15 protein-coding genes are annotated in these 18713 nt (G+C 51.2%); 7 read left to right on the top strand and 8 right to left on the bottom strand.

Annotated elements, in window-relative coordinates:
• The first annotated feature begins 277 nt into the window (after window positions 1–277).
• Window positions 278–1903, top strand: a complete 1626-nt coding sequence (gene pckA, locus ACZ5R2_RS02900; RefSeq protein ID WP_464900957.1) for a phosphoenolpyruvate carboxykinase (ATP) — start codon at window positions 278–280, stop codon at window positions 1901–1903.
• 124 nt (window positions 1904–2027) lie between these two features.
• Window positions 2028–3935 (top strand): AsmA family protein, encoded by a 1908-nt coding sequence (locus ACZ5R2_RS02895; RefSeq protein ID WP_464900956.1) that lies wholly within the window; start codon window positions 2028–2030, stop codon window positions 3933–3935.
• Between the two features lie 18 nt (window positions 3936–3953).
• On the opposite strand, the gene ACZ5R2_RS02890 is transcribed toward ACZ5R2_RS02895, so the two are convergent.
• Genes ACZ5R2_RS02890 through ACZ5R2_RS02880 form a run of 3 tightly spaced genes read right to left on the bottom strand, consistent with a single transcriptional unit; the run spans window position 3954 to window position 6279 of the window.
• Complete coding sequence (locus ACZ5R2_RS02890) at window positions 3954–4859, bottom strand: bifunctional GNAT family N-acetyltransferase/hotdog fold thioesterase (RefSeq protein WP_464900955.1); 906 nt, start codon at window positions 4857–4859, stop codon at window positions 3954–3956.
• Between the two features lie 54 nt (window positions 4860–4913).
• Window positions 4914–5348, bottom strand: coding sequence for a D-aminoacyl-tRNA deacylase (dtd, locus tag ACZ5R2_RS02885; RefSeq protein WP_464900954.1), 435 nt, complete (start codon window positions 5346–5348; stop codon window positions 4914–4916).
• Window positions 5320–6279: a virulence factor BrkB family protein gene (locus ACZ5R2_RS02880; RefSeq protein WP_464900953.1), complete on the bottom strand. Its 960-nt coding sequence runs from the start codon at window positions 6277–6279 to the stop codon at window positions 5320–5322. Before ACZ5R2_RS02880 ends, dtd begins: the two co-directional genes overlap by 29 nt.
• A 253-nt stretch (window positions 6280–6532) precedes the next feature.
• Between ACZ5R2_RS02880 and ACZ5R2_RS02875 the strand changes: the two genes are divergently transcribed.
• Entirely contained in the window at window positions 6533–7099 is a 567-nt protein-coding gene (locus tag ACZ5R2_RS02875) for a DUF2959 domain-containing protein (protein WP_464919437.1), read from the top strand.
• A 254-nt stretch (window positions 7100–7353) separates the two neighbouring features.
• Here the strand turns inward: ACZ5R2_RS02875 and typA are convergent, their stop codons facing one another.
• Entirely contained in the window at window positions 7354–9183 is a 1830-nt protein-coding gene (typA, locus tag ACZ5R2_RS02870) for a translational GTPase TypA (RefSeq protein WP_464900952.1), read from the bottom strand.
• A 509-nt stretch (window positions 9184–9692) separates the two neighbouring features.
• Between typA and glnA the strand changes: the two genes are divergently transcribed.
• From glnA to add, 4 genes are all read left to right on the top strand, one after another.
• Window positions 9693–11102 (top strand): glutamate--ammonia ligase, encoded by a 1410-nt coding sequence (gene glnA / locus ACZ5R2_RS02865; RefSeq protein ID WP_438459770.1) that lies wholly within the window; start codon window positions 9693–9695, stop codon window positions 11100–11102.
• A gap of 471 nt (window positions 11103–11573) precedes the next feature.
• Window positions 11574–12620 (top strand): nitrogen regulation protein NR(II), encoded by a 1047-nt coding sequence (glnL, locus tag ACZ5R2_RS02860; RefSeq protein ID WP_464900951.1) that lies wholly within the window; start codon window positions 11574–11576, stop codon window positions 12618–12620.
• An 81-nt stretch (window positions 12621–12701) separates the two neighbouring features.
• Window positions 12702–14102, top strand: a complete 1401-nt coding sequence (gene glnG / locus ACZ5R2_RS02855; RefSeq protein ID WP_464900950.1) for a nitrogen regulation protein NR(I) — start codon at window positions 12702–12704, stop codon at window positions 14100–14102.
• A 313-nt stretch (window positions 14103–14415) separates the two neighbouring features.
• Complete coding sequence (gene add, locus ACZ5R2_RS02850) at window positions 14416–15438, top strand: adenosine deaminase (protein WP_464900949.1); 1023 nt, start codon at window positions 14416–14418, stop codon at window positions 15436–15438.
• Between the two features lie 218 nt (window positions 15439–15656).
• On the opposite strand, the gene ACZ5R2_RS02845 is transcribed toward add, so the two are convergent.
• From ACZ5R2_RS02845 to ACZ5R2_RS02830, 4 genes are read right to left on the bottom strand one after another with little or no spacing between them, the layout of a single operon-like run.
• On the bottom strand, window positions 15657–16631 hold the full coding sequence (locus ACZ5R2_RS02845; RefSeq protein WP_464900948.1) for a flagellar motor protein MotB: 975 nt from the start codon (window positions 16629–16631) through the stop codon (window positions 15657–15659).
• Complete coding sequence (gene motA / locus ACZ5R2_RS02840) at window positions 16631–17488, bottom strand: flagellar motor stator protein MotA (RefSeq protein ID WP_464900947.1); 858 nt, start codon at window positions 17486–17488, stop codon at window positions 16631–16633. The genes ACZ5R2_RS02845 and motA overlap by 1 nt, the downstream gene beginning before the upstream one ends.
• Before the next feature lie 10 nt (window positions 17489–17498).
• On the bottom strand, window positions 17499–18230 hold the full coding sequence (fliA, locus tag ACZ5R2_RS02835; RefSeq protein ID WP_464900946.1) for an RNA polymerase sigma factor FliA: 732 nt from the start codon (window positions 18228–18230) through the stop codon (window positions 17499–17501).
• Between the two features lie 13 nt (window positions 18231–18243).
• A complete protein-coding gene (locus ACZ5R2_RS02830) occupies window positions 18244–18711 on the bottom strand; it encodes a flagellar basal body-associated FliL family protein (RefSeq protein ID WP_464900945.1) in 468 nt (155 codons plus the stop codon).
• Window positions 18712–18713 lie beyond the last annotated feature (2 nt).

Genomic DNA, 18713 nt, shown 5'->3' with positions numbered 1-18713 from the left:
CTTCAATCCTCACTACTTTCGACTACGCTTAACCTCACTCAGACTCACAACAAAAAAATGAATGTCCTGCATGGATTAGTGCTTACCAAATAATATTTCAAACTAGCTTGTGATATAGGCAGATAATGTACGAAAAAAATGCGGACATTTTTTGAACTACCTCCCTGTTTTAAGTCATTTGCGTTGTTAGCATGGAGGCAGACTCAAAAGATTATTACAACAGGATTACTCTATTTAAAAAATTTCAAATCCCTACATTTCTTATAAAGGAGCACCTATGACTGTTATGGAACATACAAAGGCTGCAACACTTGATCTTTCTCAATACGGTATTGTTGGCGTAAGGGAGATTGTTCGCAATCCCAGCTACGAGCAACTATTCGAAGAAGAAACACGTCCTGAACTAGAAGGTTATGAAAAAGGTACTGTGACTGAGCTAGGAGCGATCGCCGTTGATACCGGCATCTTTACTGGCCGCTCGCCGAAAGATAAGTACATCGTAAAAGATGACTCGACGCGAGACACCATGTGGTGGTCAGATCAAGGTAAGAATGACAACAAACCCATCTCGACTGAGGTGTGGCGCGATCTTAAGCAACTAGTAACCGAAGAGTTATCTGCCAAGCGCCTATTCGTAATTGATGGTTTCTGTGGTGCCAACCCAGATACTCGCCTGAGTGTACGAATCATCACAGAAGTCGCGTGGCAAGCGCACTTCGTTAAGAACATGTTCATCCGTCCTACGGCGGCCGAGCTGGAAACCTTTAAACCTGACTTTGTCGTGATGAACGGGGCGAAAACCAGTAACCCTAAATGGCAAGAGCACGGTCTTAACTCCGAGAACTTTATCGCCTTTAACCTTACTGAGCGGATGCAGATTATCGGCGGTACTTGGTACGGCGGTGAGATGAAAAAGGGTATGTTCGCGATGATGAACTACCTACTGCCGCTAAAGGGCATCGCCTCTATGCACTGCTCGGCCAACGTCGGCGAAGAAGGCGATGTGGCAGTGTTCTTCGGTCTATCAGGCACAGGTAAAACGACGCTATCGACCGATCCTAAACGTCAATTAATTGGTGATGACGAGCACGGCTGGGATGACGACGGTATCTTCAACTTCGAGGGTGGCTGCTACGCCAAAACCATCCGTCTATCGAAAGAAGCTGAGCCAGACATCTACAATGCGATTCGCCGCGATGCACTGCTTGAGAACGTCACCGTGCGCAACGATGGCTCGATCAACTTCGATGATGGCTCAAAAACTGAGAACACACGCGTCTCTTACCCAATCCATCACATTGATAACATTGTCAAGCCAGTATCCAAAGCTGGTCATGCACAGAAAGTTATCTTCTTGACCGCGGATGCGTTCGGCGTGTTGCCACCAGTGGCGAAACTAACGCCTGAGCAAACCAAGTACCACTTCCTGTCTGGCTTTACCGCGAAATTGGCCGGTACTGAGCGCGGTATTACTGAGCCAACGCCGACCTTCTCGGCCGCCTTTGGCGCTGCGTTCCTGACTCTGCATCCTACTCAGTATGCCGAAGTCTTGGTGAAACGCATGCAAGCGGCAGGCGCAGAAGCTTACTTGGTCAACACTGGCTGGAACGGCACAGGTAAGCGGATCTCAATTCAAGATACACGCGGCATCATCGATGCGATCCTGGATGGCTCATTTGACAATGCAGAAACCAAGCAGTTGCCGGTGTTCAATCTAGAGGTACCGCTGGACTTGCCAGGTGTGGATAAAGAGATCCTCGACCCACGTGAAACCTACGTCGACCCACTACAGTGGGAGAGCAAGGCCGCGGACTTGGCTGAGCGCTTTATCAAGAACTTTGCCCAATACACTGATAATGATGAGGGTAAGGCACTGGTTGCTGCAGGGCCGCAGCTGGACTAGAAAATTGATAACCTGATTACAAGCCCTTCTTTTGAAGGGCTTTTTTTGTTGCCGTGTCATCAAATCTGTTCCAATCTATACAGCACAGGAACCCAATCAGAACCCACACAAGGATGCGCTGGAAATGAAGAAATGGCTTGTCATCGTTGTGATTGCCCTGGTTGTGCTGATTGGCGCGGCGGTCACATCCTTGTGGCTGTTACCAGTCAAGCACAAAACCACCTTGGTCAATCACCTGCTTGAGCCCTACCAATTGAGTGTTGAGCGCGTCGATTATACCCCGCCGTATCAGCTTCAGGTTGAGGGGCTGCGCAGTATTGAGTACGACTTGTATCTGCCTTCTGCAACGGTATGGCTCAACCCTTCGTTGGTGCATAACCGACAGATCATCATCGACAGCGTACTGATTGAGGGCATTCAGCTCAATGATCGCCAGCAACTGCGCTCTCTGCCAGTGTTTAACCCAAGGTTCCTTGAGCAGGTCAAGTTTCATCAACTGGCCCTTAAGCACGTTGATATCGATTTTTCGGGTTGGATCTTACGCGATGCCAGCCTGCAGATCGCCGAGCCAACCTGGCGACATCAACACCAGTGGCTGCCTTATGGTGATATCCAGTTTCAGGCCGATCAGGTCTATATCGAGGGCGAAGCATTAAATAACGCCCTGCTCCATGTCGTCCATCAACCTGAAAAAAGCACTGTTTACGGCGCGTCGTTTGAATGGAATGAGGCCAGGTTCAGTGGTCAGGCAGAGCGCCTTAACGATCAGTGGTCACTGGCCAATGTCACTATAAATCAGCTTAACCTCGACCTCAGCGAAGAGGATTCGATGTCGCACTTTTCCCAGCTGATTGAGGGCTTTGAAATCAACTATATCAATAGCTTAGATCTGATTAATAGCCAAATAATCACTAAGATCGCCCAAGCGGAAAATCTTAACCTTTCGATCGAATCGATCCAATTGGATCAACCCCTTAGCAATCAGCAGCAAGGCTATTTGTCCTTCGATGCCGATCTATTGGTTATTGACGATTTAAGCTTTGTCAGTCCGCGCAGCCGGGTCAATTTTTCCCCACAGCTGATTGAGATTGAAGAGTGGGACAGCGATCTCTGGCAAGGGCGTGTACAGGTCTCTGGGCTTTGGTCACCAGTAGACCTAAAGCTCAATAAGCTGCACATTTCGGGGATTAAGCTGTTAGAGCAAACCGAACAAGCGGCGAACGAGCTAATTAGTAAATTTAATAAAGTCAGAAACTTAAGCATTAAAGATTTAGCCGTTTCACGCTCACAGCTGGTCCAAGTCGAGCAAGCACCGTTCTGGCAGTTATCTGGACTTAACATCAGAGGTAGCGATATGGTGCTCAAGCAAGATGGCGCTTGGGGACTGTGGCAAGGACAAACGGAGCTGTCGGTCAATAGCGCCAGCTTTGACACGATTATCGCCACCCAAGGCATTGTTGAGCTGGCGACCATCGACCAAAAAATGCAGCTCAAGCGGCTGTTTATTCCACTCGAACAAGGCTATCTCGATGCCTCGGGCACACGTCACCTCACCGAGCGCAATCAGCCTTGGCAGCTTGATTTCACCATTGATGGCTTGCCTTTTTCTGCTCTTGAGCCATTTACCAAGCTGCCGTTCGACGTTGAGGGGCTGCTGGATATTCAGGGTGATCTCAAGGGGCTTAGCAGTGACTGGGAGTTGCTGCGTTACTCGATTGATGGGCACATTGACGCGGGGCTGCGTAGCGGGCGTTTTCAACATCACGCGTCCGTCGATGGTCAGGATAAAACGCTTGAGCAAGACTTCGAGCTCGATGGGTTTTATGCCAACTTTAATCGTGGCCGAATGAGTTTTGATACCAAACAACTCAGCGGGCCCAATCTCTCGGGACAGTTTCGTGGCTTGTATGACTGGGTGGAGCCCAAAGCCACCTCAGTGCTACTTGAGCTAGCGATCGAGTGCGAGCAGTGGCAGATTGATCTGCTCAGTGGTGACACTCAGATTGAAGCAATCTGCCATGAAGCTAATTAGTTGCTCTCGACAGATCCCTCACACCAGGTAATTCGGCAGTAGCATGTAAGTGCCTACAAACTCCACAGATGGCGTATCGCCACTATAGATGGTCACGCTGATCACGATGCGCGCCTTGCGCCCCGTGGCCAATCGGTCCAAATCACCCGAAATCCCATCGAGTGAGGTTTGAGCAACCGGGCTTTGGGTCACCGGATGGCGATAGCGGATCTGGCTATCTGCCAGCACAATATCCGCCATCAGGTTGCGCTCTTTCATCAGTAGCCAGGTCATGCCCCAGCCGGTCAAGGTCGCTAGGGTGAAAGCCGAGCCTGCAAACATGGCGTTGTGTGGGTTTAGATTAGGGTTTAGCTGGGCACAACATTCAAACTGATAGCCAGTGTACTGATTGATTTTAATGCCCATCTTGTCGCTGATTGGGATCTGCTGCTCCCAGCGCTGCTGCAACTCGTGACACCACTCGGGCTTGCGCAGCACGTTGGCCATCAAATCCAGAGGCTTGACCATCTGTTGGTGACGCACTGGGCCGCGCTCATCACTGAGCTCACCGCGAGGCTCAAAACCATTCTTCTGATAAAAGGCAATCGCATCCTCGCGCGCATTACACACCAGGCGCTTCACTCCCTCCTGACGCGCCAAGGATTCAAGCGCGACTAAGATCAGTGAGCCCATGCCTTTATTGCGCCGATTGGGTTTCACCGCCATAAAACGGATTTGTCCCTCGTTGTCGGGAGTAATGTACAAGCGCCCAATCGCCATTGGTCGCCCACGGCTGTCGGTGATCATGCGATGAAAGCTCATCGAGTCATACTCATCACGCTCCGAGCCGAGCGGCATCCGCCATGGCTCACGCAGAACTTGCCAGCGAAACTGAAAGTATTTGTTGAGCTGATTGTCGGTTTTGGGCGTGATCAGTTTAAACATACTCTTCCTTTAGACGTTGTCCTGAACCAATTATTTTCGAAACCAATAGTCGGCTTACACCTGCAACCAGAAAGTCACTGGGCCATCATTGACCAAGCCAACCTTCATGTCTGCAGCGAAACAGCCACGCTGTGTCGGTAATACTAACTCACATTGGTCGGCAAAGTAGTCGTACAAGCGCTCGGCATCCGCTGGTGCAGCGCCGCGGGAGAAGCCCGCACGAGTGCCTTTTTTGGTGTCAGCCGGCAGGGTAAACTGCGACACCACTAACACCTCGCCCTCAACCTGCTTGACGTTGAGGTTCATCTTGCCTTCATCATCTTCAAACACACGATAGCTCGTGACTCGCTCCATTAAGCGCTTGGCCTTGGCCTCATCATCGCCTTTTTCAACCCCCAGCAGGACCAACAGCCCCTGGTTGATCTCACCTACTACTTCACCCTCGACGCGGACGCTGGCCTCACTCACCCTCTGAATCAAAGCGATCACGGTTTACCTCTTGTTTGTCATGTTCTTGTTTACTAGAACTTTGTATATCATATTCATGTTGCATCGAGTGTACCATGCTTGGCGCCGCACTCCAGTATGCTCGCTCACCGAGCGCCGCCGTGATTTCGGCGCCGAACAAGACAATCAACCAACACAGATAAACCCAAACAAACAAAATAGGGATCGCCGCAATCGCGCCGTAGATCAGCTGATACGACGGGAACATGGTGATATAAGTGGCAAATCCCTTTTTACTCAGCTCAAACAGTAATGCCGCCACCAGCGCGCCAACCAGGGCGTGGTGAAAACGGATTTTTTTATTCGGCACCACAAGATAGAGCACGACAAAGGCGGCAGTGGATAAAATCAAGGGTAAGCGACGCAGCAAGACATTGTACGCGCCGGAGGCGACTTCATTATTGAGTATCGCCAGTGAGGTGACATAAGAGGTGGCAGCAAGGCTCGCCCCCATCAAAATCGGCCCTAGGGTTAAGATCATCCAGTAAATGGAAAACGAGATGATCGCTCGGCGCTTTTTCTTGACCCGCCAGATGTAATTTAGATTTTTGTCGATGTTTGAGATCAGCATCATCGCCGCGACAAACAGCGCAGCACCACCCACCGCGGTCATCTTACCGGTATTAGCAATAAACTCAGACAGTGCCGAGCGCACTGCTTGCCCAGCTGCCGGCACAAAATGAGTGATGACAAAGTCTTGAATCGCCTCTCCGGCATCGGAGAATATCGCAAAGGTCGATAGCACCGACAACAGCACCGTGGCCAGTGGCACCACCGATAGCAAGGTAATGTAAGCTAAGTAGCCCGCATTCACATTGACACGATCGTGGTGCATCCGCCGCCCTAGGTAACGCACAAAGTGGTAATACGGCACAAGCCGATTCTCAATACTGGGACTTAACTTATTTCTCATCCACCTCATCCATGATTCTCTATCACGCTCTCGACCGACAAATTAGTCCACTGCTACGCGGCCTGCTCTCAGTATGGCGTGACTGCCTCGTTTTTGCACCGTCATGACTTTCATCGTCGCAAGCCGATACACTCAACTATACTTGTTCAGTCTAACTCATTCTAATCGAAAGGAAATCGATATGCGTGCCATCTCTGCCCTGCTGTTTCTATCCCTGATGCTCACCGGCTGCTCCTCCACCTACTATGCCGCTATGGAGCAGGTCGGCTATCACAAACGCGACATCATGGTCGACCGAGTCGAAGACGCCAAAACCGCCCAACAAGACGCGCAGCAAGAGTTCACCAGCGCGCTTGAGGCACTCTCCGCTTTAACCAATTTCGACGGTGGTGAGCTTGAGAGCGCCTACAACGACATCAACAGTCGCTACGAGGCCAGTGAGGCCGCCGCCGAAGACGTGCGCGACCGTATCAAGGGCATCGAGGATGTCTCCGACGCCCTATTCGCCGAATGGAATGAAGAACTCGAACTCTACACCAACGACAACCTGCGCCGCTCGAGCGAGCAGCAACTACGCACCACCCAGTCATCCTACCAAACCATGCTCAGCGCCATGAAGCGCGCCGAACAAAAGATGACCCCCGTCCTCAACACCCTAAGAGACAACACCCTCTACCTAAAACACAACCTCAACGCCTCAGCCATCGGCTCACTACAGGGCGAGTTTATGAGCTTAGAAAATGACATCGAACTCGCAATCCAACAAATGAACGCGGCGATTGCGGAATCTGATAAGTTCATCGCCCAACTGAAAAAATAGAGGCGAGAGGCGAGAGGCGAGAGGCGAGAGGCGAGAGGCGAGAGGCGAGAGGCGAGAGGCGAGAGGCGAGAGGCGAGAGGCGAGAGGCGAGAGGCGAGAAAATTTCCCAACCTCTTTCACTGCTGTCAAGTGTTACACCACCTCGAGCGCAGCGTACTCGCAGTGAAACGATCTCGACTCTCGCCTCTAAAAAAAGAGCCCCAGGTATAAAAACCTAGGGCTCATTTCTAAAAGCGTTCAGCTAGACGAAAGGATTATTTCGCCGCGCGAGAAGCGCGCTTACGGTCGCTTTCCGTTAGGAATTTCTTACGGATGCGGATGCTTTCAGGGGTTACTTCTACTAGCTCGTCTTCATCAATGAACTCTAGTGCTTGCTCTAGAGTGTGCTTGATTGGCGGAGTAAGAACCTGAGCGTCATCAGTACCTGATGCACGAACGTTGGTTAGCTGCTTACCTTTCAGAGCGTTAACCGTTAGGTCGTTGTCGCGGCTGTGAATACCGATAACCATGCCTTCGTAAACCTCAACACCGTGACCGATGAATAGGCGGCCACGTTCTTGTAGGTTGAACAGTGCGTTGGTTAGAGCTTTACCTGCCGCGTTAGCGATCAGTACGCCGTTGATACGCTGACCGATGTTACCGCCTTTGTGTGGGCCGTAGCTGTCGTATGTATGGTAAAGAAGACCAGAGCCTGAAGTCAGGGTCATAAACTCAGTTTGGAAACCGATCAGGCCACGAGATGGCATGATGAAGTCCATACGCACACGACCTTTGCCGTCTGGTGCCATGTCTTTCAGTTCACCCTTACGCAGACCGATGTTCTCCATGATGCCGCCTTGGTGCTCTTCAAGAACGTCAATCGTTACCGTTTCAAACGGTTCCATTAGCTGACCATCAACTTCTTTGATGATTACCTCTGGACGAGATACTGCTAGCTCGAAGCCTTCGCGACGCATGTTTTCGATCAGGATCGATAGGTGAAGCTCACCACGGCCTGATACGCGGAATTTGTCTGGATCGTCAGTTTGCTCAACGCGTAGTGCAACGTTGTGTACCAGCTCTTTCTCTAGACGCTCAAGGATGTTACGTGACGTTACGAACTTACCTTCTTTACCCGCAAACGGAGACGTGTTTACCTGGAAAGTCATGGTTACCGTTGGCTCATCCACCGATAGTGGTGGCAGCGCTTCAACATCGCCTTGTGCACAAACAGTGTCAGAGATTTTCAGCTCGCCAAGACCTGTGATCGCGATGATGTCGCCCGCAGCTGCTTGGTCAACGTCGTGACGCTCAAGGCCAAGGTAGCCTTGGACTGTACCCACTTTACCGTTGCGTGTGTTACCGTCAGCGCCAACAACAGTTACTTGTTGGTTTGGCTTGATAGTACCGCGAGTAACACGGCCAACACCGATAACACCTAGGTATGAGCTGTAGTCAAGCTGAGAGATTTGCATCTGAAGTGGGCCGTCTAGGTCAACTTCTGGTGCTGCTACTTCTTCAACGATAGTTTCGAATAGCGGCTCCATGTTCTCGCCCGTTTCGCCTTCTTCTCTGGTTGCCCAGCCGTTCAGTGCTGATGCGTAAACCACTTGGAAGTCTAGCTGCTCGTCGGTTGCACCTAGGTTATCGAATAGGTCGAATACTTGGTCCATAACCCAATCAGGGCGTGCACCTGGGCGGTCAATCTTGTTGATAACCACGATTGGCTTTAGGCCGTGAGCGAATGCTTTTTGCGTCACGAAGCGAGTCTGAGGCATTGGGCCGTCAACTGCGTCTACGATCAGCAGTACACAATCAACCATCGACATAATACGTTCTACTTCACCACCGAAGTCCGCGTGTCCTGGAGTATCTACGATGTTAATACGGTAGTCGTTCCAGTTGATGGCAGTGTTTTTCGCCAGAATGGTAATACCACGCTCTTTCTCGATGTCGTTCGAGTCCATTACGCGCTCTTCTTGTTCGCCGCGAGACTCAAGCGTACCAGACTGCTGAAGCAGCTTATCTACAAGGGTCGTTTTACCGTGGTCAACGTGCGCGATAATCGCGATGTTTCTCAATTTATCAATCTGTGGAGTTGCCATGAATTTGCTTCACTCAGGTGGAGTCGCCGCTCAGTTATCGCTTAATTTCCCTCTCTATTTCAGCGGGAGTGGATAGCTGGCCACGAGTTTGATTAAAAAAACGGCCGTTAATGTACCAGATTTTGCTAAGAATCGCACGAATATGTGATCTATAACCCGTTGCTTTGATGAGCATAGAAGACGGCGGAAGTTTTCGCCGTGAATATTGTGGGTTTGGATTGACATCTTTCGCCATAGAGTGCTGAATAGTTGCACTAGATTGGTACAAAACAGTGCAAACATTACGCACATGCACCAATCTGGTGCACTAGCTTTCAATAATGGTGCAACCGTTTGCTTCACGATGAAGCGCAAAATCACAAGTTATTGAAATTTAAGGAATTGAAAAGTTGGCACGATTTTGGCTTTAAGAAAAACCAGCATCGAGTAGACCATATTTAGACACTATTCAATGCTGGATTCCAAGAATCGAGTCATACACGCTTTAAATACACTGGAGGTTATCCAAGATGTCAGTTGAAAACGTTCTATCGCTGATCCAAGAAAACGAAGTTAAATTTGTTGACCTACGCTTTACTGATACAAAAGGTAAAGAGCAACACGTTTCTATCCCTGCACACCAAGTTGACGCAGACTTCTTTGAAGAAGGTAAAATGTTCGACGGTTCTTCAGTAGCAGGCTGGAAAGGTATCAATGAGTCAGACATGGTAATGATGCCAGACGCGGCTTCTGCTGTTCTTGACCCATTCACTGAAGAAGCAACTCTTAACATTCGTTGTGACATCCTAGAACCTGACACAATGCAAGGTTACGACCGTGACCCACGCTCTATCGCTCACCGCGCTGAAGACTACATGCGCGCTACTGGTATCGCAGACACCGTTCTGATCGGTCCTGAGCCAGAGTTCTTCCTATTCGACGACGTTAAGTTCAACACTGACATGTCTGGTTCTTTCTTTAAGATCGACGACATCGAAGCGGCTTGGAACACAGGTACTGACTTCGAAGAAGGTAACAAAGGTCACCGTCCAGGCGTTAAAGGTGGTTACTTCCCAGTAGCTCCAGTTGACTCTTCACAAGACATCCGCTCTGCAATGTGTCTAATCATGGAAGAGATGGGTCTTGTTGTTGAAGCGCACCACCACGAAGTGGCGACTGCGGGTCAGAACGAAATCGCGACTCGTTTCAACACGCTAACCACTAAAGCTGACGAAATCCAAATCTACAAGTACGTTGTACACAACGTTGCTCACGCATTTGGTAAGACGGCGACATTCATGCCTAAGCCACTCGTTGGTGACAACGGCAGCGGTATGCACGTTCACCAATCTCTAGCGAAAGACGGTGTTAACCTATTCGCTGGCGACAAGTACGGCGGTCTATCTGAAACTGCACTTTACTACATCGGCGGTGTGATCAAGCACGCTAAAGCAATCAACGCTTTCGCCAACGCTTCTACTAACTCATACAAGCGTCTAGTACCAGGCTTCGAAGCGCCAGTTATGCTAGCTTACTCAGCACGTAACCGTTCTGCTTCTATCCGTATCCCAGTGGTACCAAGCCCGAAAGCACGTCGTATCGAGCTACGCTTCGGTGATCCATCAGCGAACCCATACCTATGTTTCGCAGCAATGCTTATGGCTGGTCTTGACGGTATCAAGAACAAGATCCACCCAGGCGAAGCGATGGATAAAGACCTTTACGACCTACCTGCAGAAGAAGCAGCAGAAATCCCAACAGTGGCTTACTCACTAAAAGAAGCGCTAGACGAACTAGACGCTGACCGTGAGTTCCTAACCGCTGGCGGCGTATTCTCTGACGACTTCATCGATTCATACATCGAGCTTAAGTCGCAAGACGTTGAGCAAGTAAACATGACAACTCACCCACTTGAGTTCGAACTTTACTACTCTGTATAAGATCGCTTGATGTAAGCCGGATTGGTTTATGTTATTCAAAGGCTCGCCGTTTTGGCGGGCCTTTTTAGTTTTTAGAGGCGAGAGTCGAGAATCGAGAGGCGAGGTGGTGGAGCACGCAGCGCTTGCCCGACGTTTTGTAAATCACCTCTCGCTTCAAGCCCGAGTCTCTTTAAAAACTCACAAAGCCCAAAAAACTCATCTGCAAGAATGACAACCCATCCACACCCACAAATCCCCCTCGCTTCTCGCCTCTCGATTCTCGCCTCTGCTCTTCCGCCTCTGCCGAGAATCGGCGCGCTTATTGCATTGTTAACCCCATACAGGTGCATCTAGATCAAATCAGCGTAAAGTCGCTGTCTTAGATAAGCGATTTTGCTTTCTCTCACCATAATGATGCGCCATACTTGATGCAAGCGCACCAAAATAGTGCATGAGTCATTAGCTCATCCTCTCAAGTACAAGGAAGCAGTAGTGAATAGCGAACTCAGTCAGGCGATTCTTAATAATGTTGTTACCGCGACCATGATGCTCGATGAGCACCTTGTGGTGCGCCATGCTAACCCTGCTGCAGAGCAGTTGTTTGGTCAAAGCGCTAAGCGCCTTTTAGAGCAGCCGCTTTCTAAGCTGATCCAGCATGCCTCGCTTGACCTTGCCCTGCTCACTCAGCCTCTGCAGACCGGGCAAAGCATGACCGATAGCGACGTCACGTTTGTGGTGGATGGTCGACCGCTGATGCTTGAGGTTACCGCAAGCCCTGTGTCATGGCAGCGTGAGTTGATGCTGCTGATTGAGATGCGCAAGATTGACCAGCAGCGCCGACTCACCCAAGAACTCAATCAGCATGCCCAGCAGCAGGCAGCCAAGCTTCTAGTGCGTGGCCTTGCCCATGAGATTAAAAACCCTTTAGGCGGCCTGCGCGGGGCAGCACAGCTGCTTGAGCGTGCCCTGCCGGAGGAAGGTCTCAAAGAGTACACCCATATTATTATCGAGCAGGCTGACCGCCTGCGCGCCTTGGTGGATCGCCTGCTTGGCCCACAAAAGCCCGGTAAAAAACAGCAAGAAAATGTTCACCTAATCCTTGAGAAAGTGCGTCAATTGGTCGAGCTCGAGGTGGGCTCCGATGTGGTGATTGAGCGTGATTATGACCCAAGCTTGCCGGATATTCTGATGAATGCGGATCAGGTTGAGCAAGCCCTGCTTAATATTGTCAGCAATGCCGGGCAAATTCTCAAGAAGCAGGAGCATGGCCTGATCACCATTCGCACCAGAACGGTGCATCAAGCCAATATTCACGGTAAGCGCCATAAATTAGCTGCGCGCATCGAGGTGATTGACAACGGGCCTGGGATCGCGTCTGAGCTGCAAGATACCCTGTTTTATCCGATGGTCAGCGGCCGCGAGGGCGGCACCGGGCTAGGACTGTCCATCGCACAGAATTTGATCGACCAGCACCAGGGTAAGATTGATGTCGAGAGCTGGCCGGGTAGAACCATTTTTACTATTTATTTGCCGATTTAACGCTACCTGCCGGGATCAGACGCAATAGAATTCAATTAAAAATTATCACAATGTCAGTGAGCAAGTTTGAGGACGAGAATTATGAGTAAAGGATATGTGTGGGTTGTTGATGATGACAGCTCTATCCGCTGGGTAATGGAGAAGACCCTCTCCTCCGCCAATATCCGCTGCGAAACCTTCGCCGACGGTGAAAGTGTCCTGCTCGCGCTTGAGCGCGAGACCCCTGATGTACTGGTCTCAGACATCCGTATGCCAGGGATAGACGGTATCGAGCTTCTGCAACAGATCCATTCACAAAGTCCAGAGCTGCCCGTCATCATTATGACCGCGCACTCGGATCTCGATGCGGCCGTCAACGCCTATCAAAAAGGTGCATTTGAGTACCTGCCTAAGCCGTTTGATGTCGATGAGACCTTGAACCTGGTTGAGCGTGCCCTCGCCCATCGCCAAGAGCAGCGCCAAGAGTCGATGAAAGACGAGCTTGATACCAGCACGCCAGAGATCATTGGTGAAGCGCCAGCAATGCAAGAGGTCTTTCGCGCGATTGGCCGACTATCTCGCTCATCAATCTCAGTGTTGATTAACGGTGAATCCGGGACTGGTAAAGAACTGGTTGCTCACGCCCTCCATCGCCATAGCCCACGGGCACAAAAACCCTTTATCGCCCTCAACATGGCGGCAATCCCGAAAGATTTGATCGAGTCAGAGCTGTTCGGTCATGAGAAAGGTGCGTTTACCGGTGCGAATAGCGTGCGCCAAGGTCGCTTTGAGCAGGCCAACGGCGGTACTTTATTCTTGGATGAGATTGGTGACATGCCGCTCGATATCCAGACGCGACTTCTGCGTGTGCTTGCTGATGGTCAGTTTTACCGCGTTGGTGGCCACTCGGCAATTAAAGTCGATGTGCGCATTGTCGCTGCGACCCACCAGAACCTTGAGAAACTGGTGCATAAGGGAGACTTCCGTGAGGACTTATTCCATCGCCTGAATGTTATCCGTGTACAGATCCCAGCTCTGCGCGAGCGCAAGCAAGACATCGAGCAATTGACGCTGCATTTTCTCAAACGCGCCGCCGATGAGCTTGGCGTGGACAGCAAGACCCTCCACCCTTCAACGATCGAAGTGCTCAACCGCCTCGATTGGCCAGGCAACGTTCGTCAGCTAGAGAACGTGTGTCGCTGGCTGACCGTCATGGCCAGTGGCAGCGAAATCCTGCCCAACGACCTACCAAGTGAGCTAATCGAAGAGAAATCAACCCTCAGCACCCCAGGCTCAGGCTCATGGCAAACCCAACTAGCCAGTTGGGCCAAAAGCTCCATCGCCCAAGGCGACTCCGACATCCTCTCGGTTGCCTTGCCAGAGTTCGAGCGCATTCTTCTAGAAGCTGCCCTAGAACACACCAACGGCCACAAGCAAGAAGCGGCGAAAGTGCTTGGTTGGGGGCGTAATACGTTGACGCGTAAGCTTAAAGAACTCTATTAAAATCGGAGGCGAGAGGCGAGAGGCGAGAGGCGAGAGGCGAGAGGCGAGAGGCGAGAGGCGAGAAAGTTTTCCAACCCCGACTACCGCTGCCAAGTGTTTCACCCTCTCGAGCGAAGCGTTCTCGCAGTGAAACGATCTCGACTCTCGCTTCTGATCCCGCTGCGCAAACGTTTACCTCCCCGCCCGCCGCGAATAACGCTGTTACGACAGCCATGAATCTGATATATCCCTGTATTTTACGGTCAATTGCGCCTCAGCGCGCTATACCTTAATTACGATTGACTTTATTTAAATAGCTGCAGGGATAACTCCAATGATCAATAAACGCCTTCCTCTTACCGATCTCCATCGTCATCTTGATGGGAATATTCGTACTCAGACTATTCTAGAGCTGGGCCAGCAGTTTGGAATCGACTTGCCGGGGCATGATGTGGCGAACCTGACGCCGCATGTACAGATTGTTGAGGCTGAGCCGTCTTTGGTGGCGTTTTTGAGTAAGCTTGATTGGGGAGTGGCGGTGCTGGGTGACCTGGATGCGTGTCGCCGCGTGGCGTATGAGAATGTTCAAGATGCGCTGAACGCGCAGATTGATTACGCCGAGCTGCGCTTCTCGCCTTACTACATGGCGATGAAGCACCAACTGCCTATCGCAGGCGTGGTTGAGGCGGTGGTTGATGGGGTTCAAGCTGGGGTGCGTGATTTTGGCGTGCAAGCTAACCTGATTGGCATCATGAGCCGCACTTTTGGCACCGAAGCCTGTCAGCAAGAGCTTGATGGCCTGCTGACTCAACGTGATCACTTGGTGGCTATTGATCTTGCGGGTGATGAACTTGGTCAACCTGGCGAGCAGTTTGTTTCTCACTTTAAGCAAGTGCGCGATGCTGGCCTTGCCGTCACAGTCCACGCCGGTGAAGCGGCTGGCCCTGAGAGCATGTGGCAAGCCATCGAGCAGCTCGGCGCAACCCGCATCGGCCATGGCGTCAAAGCGATTCAAGACCCAAAACTTATGGACTACCTCGCCAAGCACCGCATCGGCATCGAGTCGTGCCTAACTTCAAACATCCAAACCAGCACGGTCGAGTCCCTCGCCACCCACCCACTCAAGACCTTCCTTGAGCACGGCGTTATGGCGTGTATCAACACCGACGACCCAGCCGTCGAAGGCATCGAGCTACCCCACGAATATCAAGTAGCCGCACCAAAGGCCGGATTATCAGCCGCCCAAATCGAGCAGGCGCAGATTAACGGGTTGGAACTGGCGTACTTGTCTCAAAGTGAAAAAATCTCTCTTCGAGAGAGAGTCGAGAATCGAGAGGCGAGAGGCGAGGAAAAATAAAAGCGAGAAGCGAGAAGCGAGAAGCGAGAAGCGAGAAGCGAGAAGCGAGAAGCGAGAAGCGAGAAGCGAGAAGCGAGAAGCGAGAAGCGAGAAGCGAGAAGCGAGAAGCGAGAAGCGAGAAAATTCTCCAACTCAGACAACCGCTGTCAAGTGTTCCACCATCTCGAGCGAAGCGTTCTCGCAGGGCAAAGCCCGATCTCGCCTCTCGCCTCTGGAAATCAATAGATTTCCAATGGTTGATTATAAGCCGCCGCCGTACGCGCCTCTTCCAACGCCGTGCCTGGTTCATTGCCGTAGCCGAACAGGGCGTTGAGCATTTGTTCGCTTTCGGCGGTGAGGACTAGGATCTCAATCCGGCGGTTGACTGGACTGGTTGGGTTGTCGGCATCGAGCAGCATGGTGTCGGACATCGCAGTGATTTTTGATACCCGCTCGGTTGGCATGCCGCCATATTCAAGCACTGCACGGGCTCGTTGGGCGCGTTGTCCGGAAAGGACCCAGTTGTTGCCAGATGAACGGCGGTCAAACGCGGTTGAGTCGGCGTGACCGGAGATCATTAATGAGTTTTCAACCGTGGTGAACACGGGTGCTAGGGCAAGTAACAGATCCTCGAAGAAGTGAGTAAACTGAGCGCCACCGCGGCGGAACATCGGTTTTTCATCACCGTCATTGATCAGTACTCGCAACCCCTGTGGCACAATCTCTACCTGAACATGCTCACTGACATGTAAGTTAGCACTGTATTGATCGATAAACTCACCCAATATCGTCATCTGCTCTTGGTTGTCGTAACGTCCTGGGATCAAAGCTAAGCTCTCTGTACCGATACCACCGAAGTTATTGCTATCGCCATCTTTAACCTGAATGGTCAGACTATTGCCCAAGTTTTCAGGGTTGCTTGGCACCGCACTAATCTGATCGGGCAGCGCACTACCGCCAAAGTCGATCGCCATTGGGCTGTTATTATTAAAGCTTTCATCAACCGCAATTAGGTCTGGGTTGCCGGCCAGTTTGCCGACAATCCGCTGCTTCTCATCCTCTGTGGTGACCTGAAGTACCCACATCACCATAAAGAAGGCCATCATCGCGAGGGTAAAGTCGGCAAAGGCGACTTTCCACGCACTACTGTTCGAGCTCTCAGTGCTGCGGCGTCGGGGTCGACGCACAATGATATTTTGGGTAGGACTACGCATTATTGGAACACTCGCTGAGTTACCCAACTCTCCATCTCAGAGAAGGTCGGCTTGACATCCAGCAGGATCAACTTACGACCTGCATCCACAGACACCAACGAAGACTTGCCCGTCGCGTACGCCACTAAGATGGCGCGCACACACTCATAGGCTGAAATCTCACGCTTGATCTTCTTCGCCATCGCAGCACTGATTGGCTCGAACACACAGTAACAGAAGAAGATACCCAAAAAGGTCCCCACCAGTGCCGCTGCAACACTGATACCAATCTGCGCCATATCGGCATCGATATTAGTCATGGTGATCACAATCCCCATCACCGCAGCAAGAATCCCAAAGCCCGGCATCGCTTCCGCTAGACGGTGCATACTGCGCGATGGGCTGAGCATATCATCTTCAATCGCTAGGATTTCTTGCTCAAGCATACCCTCCAGCTCATGACCTGAGATCTTACCCATCGCTAGCAAACGGAAGTTATCACAGATAAACACCACCAAGCCCGGGTGCTCCATGATCTCTGGGTAAGCCAGGAATAAGCTGCTCTGATCCGGCTCTTCAATGTGCTCATCCAACGCTCGCATACCGCCAATTCGCACTTGTTCCAGCAGGTGGTGCATCAAAGACAGCAGTTCTTGATACAAACGACGCTCATCTCTCTTCACCCCAATCGAAGTGCCTTGACGCCACATCTCGACGATCACATGGCGTGGGTTACCCAAGATAACTGCGCCAATACCTGCGCCCAAAATGATCGCCAGCTCTGCTGGTTGCCACATGGTGTTGAGGTAGCCGCCGGCAGCGACATAGCCACCGAACACGCCAAATACAATGACCAGTATCCCAATAATTTGTTGCATGATTTTTCCTCTATAATTGTTGCTTGATCATCGTTTGCAGATTATTCAGTGCTGCTTTATGTAACTGACAGACGCGAGCCTCAGTCAGACCCACCACCATGGCGATCTCTTTAAGGCTCAGCTCTTTTAGGTAATACAAACTTAAAATGATTTGTTCTCGTTCTGGTAATTTGCCCAGTGCATAGCGGATCAAATCCTGGTCTATTAACTGGCGCGTGCCATCCTCGATGCTCTCAGGGTGATACCCTTCACCGTTCTGCTCTATCAAGCTATCCAGGCTTTGCAGCTCCTCCGCTTGACTGACCGACAACAGGTGATGGTACTCTTTACTGGTTAAACCGAGCTCAGCTAAGATCTCGTGCTCACTCGGCTCACGAGAGAGTTTCTTGGTTAGGACTTTGAGCTTGTTCATCAGATCGTGCGCTTGCTGACGCAGTTGGCGTGGTCGCCAATCGCGTCGACGCAGCTCATCTAAGATCGCCCCGCGGACACGCCTTGAGGCAAACAGCCCAAAATTCTCATCGGGCTCACCATAGCGGCGCAGCGCTTCCAAAAGCCCCATCAGGCCCAACTGCTCCATATCATCGGCGCCAACCGCCGCACTGCAGTGTGGTCTGAGTTGATTAACGATGCGCTTGACCAGCGGCAGATAATCCCTCAGTACCTCGCTTTCGCTGCGGGCTGCGGGCTTGGGCTGAATATCGATATATTCCTCGGGTAAACTACACTGAGCATCCAGCATGATTCGCTCCTACTTACTGCAGAACCAACTTAGTAAACAGCACATCGGTGATGCCATGCTGATAGCCATTTTGTGCCAGCGTGCTGGTTAGATGAGCCTTAACCTTGCGCTGCAACTCTTCAATGTCATCCATCTCACGCATCTCTTCGTACGAGGTCTGGCTGAACATCTTCAAAAGCACGTTATTGACGATGGGTCGATAATCGTGCAATTCCTCATGCGCGCGTTCGCTCATGGTTTTTATGTCCAGCTCAAGCAGTAGGTAGTGCATACGCTCATCACCATTGAGCGAGATAACAAACTTATCCAATGGCATAAAGTGCGCACGACTCTCGTCGCTCTTCGAGCCAAATATCCCCTGACCGCTATTGATGCGGTTATCCATCATCGAGTAGGTACCCACGGCGGTAACCGCCACCAGAGCGGCGGCAACAAGACCGGCCAGAAGCACTTTGGCCGTCGGGTGATTAAAGTTGATCATGG

The organism is Vibrio sabulosilitoris (assembly GCF_055391395.1).
The sequence above is the reverse complement of the archived record's forward strand: the minus strand, read 5'-3'. Positions and strand labels throughout refer to the sequence as shown.